A 12,343-nucleotide genomic window follows, 5' to 3' on the forward strand; every position below is an offset into this window, starting at 1 on the left:
AACGGCTCATTTATTTTTGAGTTTTTTCAAACCCGCGCTTCGACGGTCACCCAGTAGCGGGTAAAGCGCCTCACCTTCACCGGCAAACTGATTTCCAGCAGATCAAGAATCCGCTCGCTGTCGTCCAGCGGGTAAGTTCCGGAAATCAACAGGTCGGCAACGTTCCGGTCGCAATTGAGCTGGCCGCGACGATAGCGGCCGAGTTCATCGAGGAAGTCGCCGAGACGCATATGCGCGGCCACCAGCATGCCGTCGGCCCAGGCGCCGCTGTTCGCGTCCAGCGGTTTGGCCTCGCTGACCGATGCCGAGGTGAAACTGAGCTGACGCGCGACCGGCAGCAACATCGGCGCGCGTCCATTACCGATCAGTTCGACGCGACCTTCGAACAGCGCAATCTGCGTGCGATCGGCAAACTGACGCACATTGAGGCGCGCGCCTTGGGTTTTCAGAAGGCCCTGAGCCGTGCGCACTTCGAAAGATTGCGCGGCCCTCAGGAGGATTTCGCCTTCGAGCAAGCGGATCAATCGCTGCGCACCGTCGACGTCCACGGCACTGGCGGTATTGAGTTGCAACTTATCACCGCCACCCAGGGAAATTTTGCGTCGCTGCCCCAGCGGGCTGCGGTAATCAGCGAGCAGCGACGGCACAGGATTGTGCTCGCGCATGCCCCACGTGACGGCTGAACCCGCGCCAAGAATCAGCAAAAGTTTCAGTGCCTGACGACGACTGCCGGGCTTCGGCCCGTTCAACGCCGCGTGTGCCAGCGGCGACGACACACCGTGCAGACGCTGATTGACCCGCTGAATATGCTCCCACGCCCGGCGGTGTTCGCTGTGTGCCTCCAGCCATTGTTGCCAGGCCTGTTGCTGGCGCGGGGAGAGCGTGCCCTGCTGCATTTCCATCAGCCAATGCACGGCCTGTTCAGCCACTTGGGAGGAGAAATCCGGCACGCGGTTCATAAGGCGAAGTAGCAGCGCATGGCAGCTTTGTTCAGGTGACGTTTGACCGTGGCCACAGAGATGTCGAGTTCAGCGGCGATCTGTGGATACGTCAGGCCATCGACCTGCGCCAGCAAAAAGGCGCGTTTGACCTGACGCGGCAAACCGTCGAGCAATTCATCCAGCTCCATCAGGGTTTGCAAGATGATCGCCTTGTCTTCTTCCGACGGCGCGACCATGTCCGGCATCTGCGCCAAGGTGTCGAGGTAAGCGCGTTCGACATCCTGACGGCGGTAATGATTGAACAGAACGCGCTTGGCCAACGTCGTCAGAAAGGCGCGTGGCTCGATGATCATCGGCGGTTCGCGGGCGGTCAGCACCTTGATAAACGTGTCCTGCGCCAGATCCGCTGCGCTGTCCGGGCAGCCGAGTCTGCGCCGCAGCCAGCCGGTGAGCCAGCCGTGATGGGCCTGATAGAGCGATTCGACGGGATGGGCGGACGACAACGGTATTACTCCGGGCGCTTGGTGGCGCGGTAGAGAGTATGCGTTAGAGAACAAGAACTGTTCGCATTGTAAGGGGCGAAACGCTCAACCGGCAATCAGATGCTTTTGCGTATGAGAATATTTATCATTAATATTGCTCGCCTGTAGGTTCGGCTGATCGGCCGGACGTTTTTCGTTTCAGGGTCGAAACATGAAAGGCAAGCTCGCCACACTTCCCATGTCTTATCGTCTGGCCGTCACCTCACGGGTGTTGGCGGCGGTGTTTGGCGGCTATCTCGTCGCGGCGCTGGCCAGTGTCACCCTGACGCTGTGGCTGCCGTTGAGCCGCGCCGAAGCGGTGGTGACCGGCATGACCATTTCCTTTCTGGTCTATCTGGTGGCGGTGCTCTGGTGTTTCGCCTGTCGTACGGCGTGGTCGGCCTGGGTCGGTTTGCTGGTGCCAAGCGTGATTCTGGCGACCATCTCTGGCGCAGCACGTGGATTGGGCCTGGCATGAAAGAGGGCTTTCGTCAGGCGATGGCCTGGCTGCACACCTGGGCCGGACTGCTGTTCGGCTGGTTGCTGTTCGCGATTTTCCTGACCGGGACGCTGGCCTATTTCAAAGATGAGATCAGCCACTGGATGCAGCCGGAAATCCCCGCGCGATCGGTGAGTGCCGAGACGAGCCTGACGCTGGCCCAGGATTATCTGCAGCAACACGCGGCCGGCGCCTCACGCTGGCTGATCGATTTGCCTGATGCCCGAGATCCCGGCCTGACCGTGCGCTGGCAGCCAGTGCCGGCCAATCCCGGTGAGCGCGGGCGCTTCGAGTCGAAATCCCTCGACGCGCAAACCGGCGCCGAAGTGCAGGGCCGCGACAGCATGGGCGGCGAGTTCTTCTATCGCTTCCACTTCCAGTTGCAAATGCCCTATCCGTGGGGCCGCTGGCTGGCGACGATTGCCGCGATGGTGATGTTCGTTACGCTGATCACCGGGATCATCACCCACAAGAAAATCTTCAAGGACTTCTTCACCTTCCGCCCGCGCAAGGGGCAGCGCTCCTGGCTCGACGGGCATAACGCGGTGGGTGTGCTGGTGTTGCCGTTTCATTTGATGATCACCTACAGCAGCCTGGTGATTTTCATGTCGATGGTCATGCCGGCGAGCATCGTCGCGTCGTACGGCAGTGACGTGCGCACGTTTTATGACGAAGTTTTCCCCGTCTCGAAAACGCCCGAACGCGCCGACAGCGCGGCACCGTTGGCGGCCATGGCGCCGCTGTTGAGCAAGGCCAGCGAGCAATGGTCGGGCGGCCATACGGCGCGTCTGTCAGTGAGCAATCCGGGGGACGCCAATGCCACGGTGGTGCTGTCCCGTGCGGGCGACCGTGTGGTGCATGATTTCGGCCGCGCCGTGACCTTCAACGGGGTGACCGGGCAAATGCTCGGCAGCACACCGGAGCAGCCAATGGCGATGGCGGTGGGTGGTGCGTTCTATGGCTTGCACATGGGCCACTTCGCCGGGCCGCTCCTGCGTTGGCTGTATTTCATTTGCGGATTGGCCGGCACGGCGATGATCGGCACCGGGCTGGTGATCTGGTTGGGCAAGCGTCAACTCAAACACGCCAAGAGCGGCCTGATGCCGTTCGAGCTGCGGTTGGTTGAAGTGCTGAACATCGCCAGCATGGCCGGCTTGGTTGCGGCGGTGGCTGTATTTTTCCTGGCTAATCGACTGTTGTCAGTGAGCTTTGCCGAGCGCGCAGATTGGGAAGTGAATGCGTTCTTTATCGCTTGGGCTGTGAGTGTGCTGCACGCGCTGCTGCGTCCGGGACGAAAGGCCTGGGTTGAGCAACTCACCCTGAGCGCCGCCCTGTTTGTCGTGGTGCCGCTGGTCAATGCACTGAACACCCCTTGGAATCTCGGCGTTACCTTGATGCAGAGGGATTGGGCATTGGCCGGTTTTGATCTGACGTGCCTCGCAACCGGTTTCTTCCTGGCTTGGGCCGCGTGGAAAATGCAGCGTGCCGGCAGCACCGTCAGCATTAAAAAGCCCCGCCGCGAACAGGCCCGGCCGATCACCCTTGAACAAGGGGCGAACTGATGCTCTTGCCCTTGTTGCTCACCTACACCGGATTCACCGCGTTGTGCCTGTCGATGCCTCGCCACCACGATGAATTGCTCGGTCACAAACCGTCCACACGTCGCCGTCAGGGCCTGAAAGTCGGCGGATGGTTATTGCTGTGTTTGTCGCTTTGGGCGGCGGTGAAGGCCAACGGCTGGAGCTTCGGCCTGGTCGACTGGTTCGCCGTGCTGATGCTCAGCGCCTTGGCGTTGGTCTTGTTGCTGCCGTATCGCCCGCGTTTCGTATTGGCGCTGGCCGGGGTCAGTCTGCTGGCCAGCCCGGTCGCCGCATGGGCGCAGTGCTGAAGTGCTGATCGGTCTGCCGCCGGAATCCCGCGACGACGAGCCGCGGGGCGCGCGTGCGCATTTTCTTCAGGTGTTCCTGTCCCAGCGTTCGCAAATGGAAGCGCTGGTGAACCGGCGCGTCGGTTGTCGGGCGACGGCGGCGGACCTGGTGCAGGATCTGTTTCTGCGTTTCTGGCGGCGGCCGCTGGTGCAGGTCGAAGAGCTCAGTACCTATCTGTTGCGCTGCGCCGGCAACATCGCCATCGATCATCTGCGCAGCGAAGGCACGCGCACGCGGGTCAACGAAGGCTGGCAACCGGACGAGCCGCACAGCCATGGCAGCGAACCGCAAGCGGCGCTGGAAGCGGGCAATGATCTGAAACATGTCGAAGCGGCGTTGCGCGCCTTGCCCGAGCGCACCCGGCAAATCTTTTTGCTCAATCGCATTCACGGCCGCAAGTATGCGGAAATCGCCAAAGCCATGGGCCTGTCCCAAAGTGCCGTGGAAAAACATATGATGCGCGCCCTCGAGGCCTGCAAGGCCAGCCTGCGCGAACCCGCGCCACGCCTGCCAGGGAAAGCACCGTGAAGCCCGCCGATTCCGTTATCCCCACGCCCGCGCAAGAGCAGGCAGCGTTTGCCTGGTTGAGCCTGCTGCATGATCGGCCCAGCGCCGGCGATCAACTGACCTTCAGCCAATGGCTGCGGGCCGATCCGGCGCACGCCGAAGCTTACGCACAGGCTCAGGTTGTGTGGGAGTTGAGTGAAGGCCCGGCGCGAACATTGGCCGATGAAGAAGCCTTCGCGTTGCAGGGTTACCTTCATGCGATGGACCGCCCGCGTCGTTCGCCCGTTTTGCGCTGGTCGGGCGCGCTGGCGATGGCCGCGTGTCTGTTGCTGATGGTCAGCCTTGGCACCGGTTGGCAGCCGCAGCGCTGGATTGATGATCTGGGCGCCGATTATGTCTCGGCACCCGGTGAGATCCGCACGGTGACACTGGCCGATCAATCGCAAGTGACGCTGGATGGCGACAGTGCGATTGCCGTGGATTTCAGTCGTGGCGAACGGCATGTGCAATTGCGTCGCGGTGCCGGTTTCTTCAGCGTCACACATACGGGGGATCCGTTTGTGGTTGCGGCGGAGCAGGGTGAGGCGCGGGTGCTTGGCACGCAATTCGAAGTGCGCCTGCAACCTCACGGTGCGCAGGTTACGGTGTTGTCGGGGCGCGTTGGTGTGACGGCGGATCGTGATGCTCAGCAGCAAATTCTTACGGCCGGGCAGCAGGTCGCTTACGGTGACGGTACGGCAGAAAAACTGCATACGGTGGACAGTGAGACGCAGTTGGCCTGGCGTCAGGGCTGGCTGACTTATTACAAGTCGACACTGGCTGATGTGGTGGAGGATTTGCGCCGTTATTACCCCGGGCGGATTGTGTTGCTCAACGATGAGCTGGCGGCGCGCAAGGTCAGTGGCAGTTTTCCGAGCAAGGATCCGCAGGCCGTGTTGAGTTCGCTGCAAGGGGTGATGGGGTTTGAGCAGCATCAGGTGTTGGGTCATCTGATTATTTTGCGTTGAAGCTGCTGGCCTCTTCGCAAGCAGGCTCGCTCCCACAGGGGAACGCATTCCAAATGTAGGAGTGAGCCTGCTCGCGATGGAACCCGATCGAACACCACAAAAAATAATTTTCAAATGTTGGTGAGGTAAACCTCAGCCCCATCCGTGTAGTGACTGAAACTGCGAGTCATTCGCATCCGTTGCGGTTCTACACAGGTCATTGAGCAATGAAGTCCAGGGCAAAATCGGGTTCGGTCAAACAATGGTTAGGCGTTTCGGCACTGAGCTTTTCGGCATTGGCGCTGTTGCCGCTGAGCGTCGCGCTCGCCGCTGAAACCATCAGCAGCCAGGCGCAAAAGCAGTTCAACTTTTCCCTGGCCGCCAAACCGCTGCCGCAAGCCTTGAGCGACTTCAGCCGCGTCACCGGGCAAAGCGTGGTCTACACCGACGAAGCGCCCTACGGCCTGACAGCTCCGGCCGTCAATGGCCAGATGAGTGCCGAACAGGCACTGCAACGTCTGCTCAGCGGCTCCGGCCTCAACTTCCGCCGCACCGATAGCCACACGCTGGCGCTGGAGCCTCAGCCTACTGAAGGTGCGCTGAATCTCGGCGCCACGACCATCACCTCGACCCGCGATGAATCGATGAGCTACCAGCCACCGGAAACCAGTTCGGTGATGCGCTCCTCAGCTTCGCTTCAGGAAGTCCCGCAAACCGTCAATGTCATCCCGGCGCAAGTCATCCGCGATCAGGCGCCGCGCAATCTGGATGACGCACTGGCCAACGTCAGTGGCATCACCCAGGGCAATACTTTGGGTAGCACTCAGGACTCGGTGATGACGCGCGGTTTCGGTGACAACCGTAATGGCTCGATCATGCGCGACGGCATGCCGATCGTGCAGGGCCGTGGCATGAACGCCACGGTCGATCGGGTTGAAGTGCTCAAAGGCCCGGCCTCGTTGCTCTACGGCATTCAAGACCCGGGTGGCGTGGTCAACCTGGTCAGCAAGAAGCCTGAACTTACTCAATACAATGCGCTGACCTTGCGCGGCTCGACCTACGGCGAGGGCAAGAACGGCAGCGGCGGCACCTTCGACAGCACCGGCCCGTTGGGCGATTCCGGGCTGGCCTATCGCATGGTGCTCGACCACGAAGACGAAGATTACTGGCGCAACTTCGGCACCCACCGTGAAACCCTGATCGCCCCGTCGCTGGCCTGGTTCGGCGAGAGCACCAAGCTGTTGTTCGCCTACGAGCACCGCGAATTTCTCACGCCGTTCGACCGCGGCACGCTGATCGATCCACGCACCAATCACCCGCTGGACATCTCGCGCAAAGAGCGCCTCGACGAGCCGTTCAATAACATGGAAGGCCGTTCGGACCTGTATCACTTTGAAGCCGACCACGACCTCAACGACGACTGGAAAGCCCACTTCGGTTACAGCTGGAACCGCGAGACCTACGACGCCAGCCAGGTCCGCGTGACTGCAATCGACACCAAAAAAGGCACGTTGACCCGCAGCATGGACGGCACCCAGAACGCGATCAGCACTGACCGTTTCACCACCGCCAGTCTCGAAGGCAAGGTCAACGTGCTGGGCATGCAGCATGATCTGGTGTTCGGCGTCGATGACGAGTACCGCAAGATCTACCGCGAGGACTTGATCCGACAGAAAAGCCTGACCACGTTCAGTTACCTCAATCCGGTGTATGGCCGTGAAGTTGCCGGTACGACCGTCAGCGCCCCCGACAGCGCGCAGACCGATGAACTGCGCAGCGATTCGGTGTTCATGCAGGACTCGATTCACCTCAACGATCAGTGGATTCTGGTCGCTGGCGGACGCTTTCAGGAGTATGACCAGTACGCCGGCAAAGGCGTGCCGTTCAAGGCCAACACCGACAGCAACGGGCAGAAATGGGTGCCGCGCGCCGGTCTGGTGTATCGCTACACCGACGCCTTGTCGTTCTACGGCAGCTATACCGAATCGTTCAAACCCAACTCGACCATCGCCCCGCTGAGTGGCAGCAGCACCGTACTCGACGGCAGCATCGCCCCGGAAGAAGCCAAGTCGTGGGAGCTGGGTGCGCGGCTGGACATGCCGGGGCGTGTCACCGGCAATATCGCGTTGTTCGACATCAAGAAACGCAACGTGCTGGTGGCCAATTCCGAAGGCCCGACGCCGATTTACAGTGCGGCCGGTGAGGTGCGTTCGCGCGGTCTGGAAATGGACCTGACCGGTCAGTTGAGCGACCACTGGAGCATGATCGGCAGCTACGCCTACACCGATGCCGAAGTGACCGAAGACCCGGACTACAAAGGCAAGCGCCTGCAAAACGTGGCGAAGAATTCCGGTTCGTTGTCGGCGGTGTATGACTTCGGCAGTGTGATCGGCGGCGACCAGCTGCGTGTCGGCGCCGGGGCGCGTTATGTCGGTGAGCGTGCGGGTAACGCGGTGAATGATTTTGATCTGCCGAGCTACACCGTGGCCGATGCGTTTGCCACTTACGACACCAGGGTTGAGGGGCAGAAGGTCAAGTTTCAGCTGAATGTGAAGAACCTGTTTGATCGCACGTATTACACCTCGGCGGCGAGCCGGTTCTTTGTGTCGATGGGGGATGCGCGGCAGGTTTCGTTGTCGAGTACCTTGGAGTTTTGAGAACAGAGAAGTTAATGCGCTTTTCGGCGGCCCCTTATAGATATTTTCGTTCTCAGCTACTGCATGGTAATTGTAAAACGATCTAAGTACCTGTCAGTTATGACAGGTGCTTTGGGGAGGATTTAAATGTGTACTGTCTTCTCAATATCTTTGGAAGAGAGTATTGCCATGTCAAATGACCATGTAGCTGGAGCCGAGGGTTATTTTTTAAAGCTCATTGCGAAAGAAGACTTCAACGGTGTGAAGCCTGATTCACCGGAGAACTTTTCGAGTCTGGATCTTGAACATTTTTCTCTACAAACGCTCGGTGGCGAAAACGGCGCTTCTATGTCGACGATTTTGTTTGAGTCGGATCAGCGTTATGTGGAGGGTCAGTTCGAGGGGACCGGGATTCAATGCAGCGGTGACCACCAGAATGAAAATGATTCTGCCGAACTTCGGATTGTTCTGAAACCTGAAAAAGTTCACCGTTTGCGCTTTGCATTAGATGTTTTTGCGACCCAGAATGTATCGCATATCGAGTTTTACGAACCATCTGGAAACGTGTTGAAACGCTTCGAAAACAAGCTCGGGTGGATCGATTATCAGGTACCCCTGCTAGACAAAGAAATAGCGAGTATTGCGCGTGTTTCTATCTACTATAGGGTCTATTTTGGGACACCGTATATTGATTCGTTTGAGCTGTGGCGATGGCAGAGCTTTGAGTAATTGCGGAATAATTCATCGTAAAAACGCCTGTCGATACTCGCCAGGTGTTCCTCCCAAAATCTGTTTGAACCGATTAGTGAAATGACTCGCGCTGGCAAACCCGCACGCCAGCGCAATCTCACCCAACGGCAACGCCGTGCCGCGCAACAACTCCCGCGCCCGGCTCAGGCGCCGCGCCAGCACATATTGATGCGGCGGCAGGCCGAAACTGGTGCGAAACATCCGCGCAAAGTGGTATTCCGACAGCGCACACAATCCGGCCAATTGACCCAGGCTGATCGGCTCGGCCAACTGGTTGTCGATGAACTCCACCATTTGCCGACGCTGGTGTGGTGCCAGTCCGCCCTTCAATCGCAAACCCTGACGCGCGCCGACCTGACTGAGCAAAGTGTGGCTGATCAACTCATGGGCGAGGCTGCTGGTCAGCAAGCGTTCGGCGGGTTCGTCCCAATTCAGCGTCAGCAGTTGCCGGAAGCGTTGCGCCTGTTGCGCGTCTTCGAGAAAGGTCTGCTCGCGCAACTGCATCTCGCGGGGTTCGCGATCGAGCAGCGTGACGCAACCGAGGGCGAATTGTTCGGCGCTGAAATACAGGTGCGCCAAGCGAATATCACCGTTGATCACCCAGCCCGATTCATGATCGGCCGGCAGGATGCACAACTTGTCCGGCCCGCCTTTTTGCCCGGGTTGATCGCGACGAAAGGTGCCGGTGCCACCGGCGATGTAACAGGACAACGTGTGGTGGCTCGGCGCTTCATAATCCTGCGCATCGTGGTGGTTGGTCCACAAAGCGGCAGACAAGCCGTCACCGAGCTCGGCGCTGTGCACCAGGCGTGCGTTCGGCGAGCTGTTCAACGCTTGAAAGACTTGGAGGGTATCGATGGCGGCCATGGTCGGTTCTCTTCAACGCCTTGCATCCTACTCCGTAGACACCGCGCTGCCAGCCTGCCGCCAGACAAAAGCGCAAGAATCTGCAAGCGCACAAGCCTGACCCGGACGGACACTCAAGGCCTACCGAGGAGTGTCTGCCATGAACCTGTCGTTGTATTTGCTGACCGTGCTGATCTGGGGCACCACTTGGATTGCCCTGAAATGGCAGCTTGGCGTGGTGGCGATTCCGGTGTCGATCGTCTATCGCTTCGGTCTCGCCGCGCTGGTGCTGTTTGCGCTGTTGCTGCTCAGCCGTCGCTTGCAGCCGATGAACCGCCGCGGGCATCTGATCTGCGTGGCTCAGGGGCTGTGCCTGTTTTGCGTCAACTTCATGTGTTTCCTGACCGCCAGTCAGTGGATCCCCAGCGGTCTGGTCGCGGTGGTGTTTTCCACCGCGACGCTGTGGAACGCGCTGAATGCGCGGGTGTTCTTTGGCCAGCGCATCGCGCGCAATGTGCTGATGGGCGGTGCGCTGGGGCTGTTCGGCCTGGGCATGTTGTTCTGGCCGGAACTGGCCGGGCATCACGCCAGCCCGCAAACCTTGCTGGGACTCGGCCTGGCCTTGTGCGGCACCTTGTGTTTCTCGGCGGGCAACATGCTCTCGAGTGTGCAGCAGAAGGCCGGTCTCAAACCGCTGACTACCAACGCTTGGGGCATGGCCTATGGCGCAGCGATGTTGTCGGTGTGGTGCCTGGTCAAAGTCATTCCATTCGACATGGACTGGAGCCCGCGTTACGTCGGTGCGCTGCTGTATCTGGTGATCCCCGGTTCCGTCATTGGTTTCACCGCGTATCTGACGCTGGTCGGGCGCATGGGGCCGGAGCGTGCGGCTTACTGCACGGTGCTGTTTCCGGTGGTGGCGCTCAACGTTTCGGCGTTTGCTGAAGGGTACCAATGGACAGCGCCGGCGCTGGTCGGTCTGGTGTTAGTGATGCTGGGCAATGTGCTGGTGTTTCGTAAACCGAAAGCAGTGGTGCCGCCAGTACAGGGAAAGTTGGCTTGAAATAAACGAGCGCTGAACGTCAGCGCTCGACTTTCAAGGTGATGTAAATCATCACCGGGAATATGAAGTCAACAATATGCCGTGCCCAGTCCTTGGCATTCCATGATTGCGAAGTGTCCATGTCGAACCATTCCACACCCACGGTTTGCAGGCAGACGTAATAAATGAAAATGGCCGCGAGTATGCCCATGATCGAGAACTTCTTTGCCTCATGGAATACCTCGGCAGGGGCATTGATATGGCGCAACAACTGATAGGTACCCATCAGGCATAGCACGGTGTAGGTGACTTCCAAAGTAATGATGAACCAGTAAATCCGGTGATGAATCATCGGCGACTCGATGGCCCGATACTTGATGGTTTCGCTGGCAGTGGTGGTGTCCATGCTCAGGATATGGGCCACGTAAGTGTAGTTTGAGTCATAGTCGGTGAAGTTGTGGATCATCACCAACAGGCCAAAGAAACTGATGTAGGCCATCAATATAACTTTGCTGTAACGGATAAGTTTGTCGGTGGTCAGGGTGTTCAAGGTTTTGGCTCTCCATAGCGCTTGTCGATTATTCGGCAGCCAGGCAGAGCTTATAACGCTGTTGTTTGAATTGGTTTGTTGTTCAATTTCAAGTTGTGTATGGCAATAACTAACGGGCAAGTGCGATGTTGCACTTGCCCGTATTTTTTTATCCGCGCCAGACTTGCGGGTTGACCAGATCCTGCGGACGTTCGCCGAGCAGGGCGCTACGCAGATTGGCCAGCGCACGATTGGCCATGGCTTCGCGGGTTTCATTCGTCGCCGAGCCGATGTGCGGCAGGGTCACGGCGTTACTCAACTGGAACAGCGGCGATTCGGCCAGCGGTTCTTTTTCGTAGACGTCGAGACCAGCGCCACGAATACGCTTGTTTTGCAGGGCTTCGATTAACGCCGGTTCATCGACGACCGGGCCACGGGAGATGTTGACCAGAATCGCGTCGGGTTTCATCAAGGCCAGTTCGCGATGGCTGATGAGGTGGCGGGTCTTGTCGCTGAGCGGCACTACCAGGCAGACGAAATCGGCCTCGGCGAGCAGTTGATCGAGGCTGCGAAATTGCGCGCCGAGTTGTTCTTCGAGTTCGGTTTTGCGGCTGTTGCCACTGTAGATAATCGGCATGTTGAAGCCGAAGTGGCCACGGCGGGCGACGGCGGCGCCGATGTTGCCCATGCCGACGATGCCGAGGGTTTTGCCGTGGACGTCACAGCCGAACAGTGGCGCGCCGACGCTGGCTTGCCATTGGCCGGCCTTGGTCCAGGCGTCGAGTTCGGCGACGCGGCGGGCGCTGCTCATGATCAGGGCGAAGGCCAGGTCGGCGGTGCTTTCGGTGAGTACGTCGGGGGTGTTGGTGAGCATGATCCCGCGTTCGTTGAAGTAGGCGAGGTCGTAGTTGTCGTAGCCGACGGAGACGCTTGAGACCACTTCCAGTTTTGTGGCGTTTTCCAGTTGTGCGCGGCCGAGTTTGCGGCCGACGCCGATGAGGCCGTGGGCGTGGGGCAGGGCTTCGTTGAATTGGGCGTTGATGTCGCCGGCCTTTGGATTGGGGACGATGACGTCGAATTCTTGTTGCAGGCGTTCGATCATGGGCGGGGTGATGCGGCTGAAGGCCAGGACAGTTTTTTTCATCGTTTTTGGCTCTT

At 59.2% G+C, this 12,343-nt stretch carries 13 protein-coding genes; 8 read left to right on the top strand and 5 right to left on the bottom strand.

From position 1 onward, the window contains the following. Positions 1-26: 26 nt before the first annotated feature. On the bottom strand, positions 27-959 hold the full coding sequence (locus tag CLU80_RS18435; protein WP_099758037.1) for a DUF4880 domain-containing protein: 933 nt from the start codon (positions 957-959) through the stop codon (positions 27-29). Then, a complete protein-coding gene (locus CLU80_RS18440) occupies positions 956-1,444 on the bottom strand; it encodes a sigma-70 family RNA polymerase sigma factor (RefSeq protein WP_093436181.1) in 489 nt (162 codons plus the stop codon). The genes CLU80_RS18435 and CLU80_RS18440 overlap by 4 nt, the downstream gene beginning before the upstream one ends. Before the next feature lie 190 nt (positions 1,445-1,634). Between CLU80_RS18440 and CLU80_RS18445 the strand changes: the two genes are divergently transcribed. The 7 genes from CLU80_RS18445 (at position 1,635) to CLU80_RS18475 (ending at position 8,747) form a co-directional block, all read left to right on the top strand. Then, a complete protein-coding gene (locus tag CLU80_RS18445) occupies positions 1,635-1,940 on the top strand; it encodes a DUF3649 domain-containing protein (protein WP_016986986.1) in 306 nt (101 codons plus the stop codon). Further along, positions 1,937-3,523, top strand: coding sequence for a PepSY-associated TM helix domain-containing protein (locus CLU80_RS18450; RefSeq protein ID WP_099758038.1), 1,587 nt, complete (start codon positions 1,937-1,939; stop codon positions 3,521-3,523). The genes CLU80_RS18445 and CLU80_RS18450 overlap by 4 nt, the downstream gene beginning before the upstream one ends. Then, positions 3,523-3,849 (top strand): DUF3325 domain-containing protein, encoded by a 327-nt coding sequence (locus tag CLU80_RS18455; RefSeq protein ID WP_093436188.1) that lies wholly within the window; start codon positions 3,523-3,525, stop codon positions 3,847-3,849. Before CLU80_RS18450 ends, CLU80_RS18455 begins: the two co-directional genes overlap by 1 nt. A 1-nt stretch (position 3,850) precedes the next feature. Beyond that, the gene (locus CLU80_RS18460) at positions 3,851-4,417 is read left to right on the top strand and encodes an RNA polymerase sigma factor (RefSeq protein ID WP_093436192.1); all 567 of its coding nucleotides are present in this window, start codon (positions 3,851-3,853) and stop codon (positions 4,415-4,417) included. Next, positions 4,414-5,403: a FecR family protein gene (locus CLU80_RS18465; RefSeq protein ID WP_099758039.1), complete on the top strand. Its 990-nt coding sequence runs from the start codon at positions 4,414-4,416 to the stop codon at positions 5,401-5,403. Before CLU80_RS18460 ends, CLU80_RS18465 begins: the two co-directional genes overlap by 4 nt. Positions 5,404-5,609: 206 nt before the next feature. Then, on the top strand, positions 5,610-8,039 hold the full coding sequence (locus CLU80_RS18470) for a TonB-dependent siderophore receptor (RefSeq protein ID WP_099758040.1): 2,430 nt from the start codon (positions 5,610-5,612) through the stop codon (positions 8,037-8,039). Between the two features lie 126 nt (positions 8,040-8,165). Further along, a complete protein-coding gene (locus CLU80_RS18475) occupies positions 8,166-8,747 on the top strand; it encodes a hypothetical protein (RefSeq protein ID WP_099758041.1) in 582 nt (193 codons plus the stop codon). Positions 8,748-8,759: 12 nt separating this feature from the next. Here the strand turns inward: CLU80_RS18475 and CLU80_RS18480 are convergent, their stop codons facing one another. After that, positions 8,760-9,635 carry a helix-turn-helix domain-containing protein gene (locus CLU80_RS18480; RefSeq protein WP_099758042.1) on the bottom strand — a complete coding sequence of 292 codons (876 nt, stop codon included), beginning with the start codon at positions 9,633-9,635 and terminating at the stop codon, positions 8,760-8,762. A 139-nt stretch (positions 9,636-9,774) separates the two neighbouring features. Between CLU80_RS18480 and CLU80_RS18485 the strand changes: the two genes are divergently transcribed. Next, positions 9,775-10,677 carry a DMT family transporter gene (locus CLU80_RS18485; RefSeq protein ID WP_099758043.1) on the top strand — a complete coding sequence of 301 codons (903 nt, stop codon included), beginning with the start codon at positions 9,775-9,777 and terminating at the stop codon, positions 10,675-10,677. 19 nt (positions 10,678-10,696) lie between these two features. On the opposite strand, the gene CLU80_RS18490 is transcribed toward CLU80_RS18485, so the two are convergent. Further along, positions 10,697-11,206: a DUF2165 family protein gene (locus CLU80_RS18490; RefSeq protein ID WP_093436210.1), complete on the bottom strand. Its 510-nt coding sequence runs from the start codon at positions 11,204-11,206 to the stop codon at positions 10,697-10,699. A 148-nt stretch (positions 11,207-11,354) separates the two neighbouring features. Further along, positions 11,355-12,329, bottom strand: a complete 975-nt coding sequence (locus CLU80_RS18495; RefSeq protein WP_099758044.1) for a 2-hydroxyacid dehydrogenase — start codon at positions 12,327-12,329, stop codon at positions 11,355-11,357. Positions 12,330-12,343 lie beyond the last annotated feature (14 nt).

The sequence above is a fragment of the Pseudomonas sp. 29 genome, from assembly GCF_002754355.1.
Classification (GTDB): domain Bacteria; phylum Pseudomonadota; class Gammaproteobacteria; order Pseudomonadales; family Pseudomonadaceae; genus Aquipseudomonas; species Aquipseudomonas neuropathica.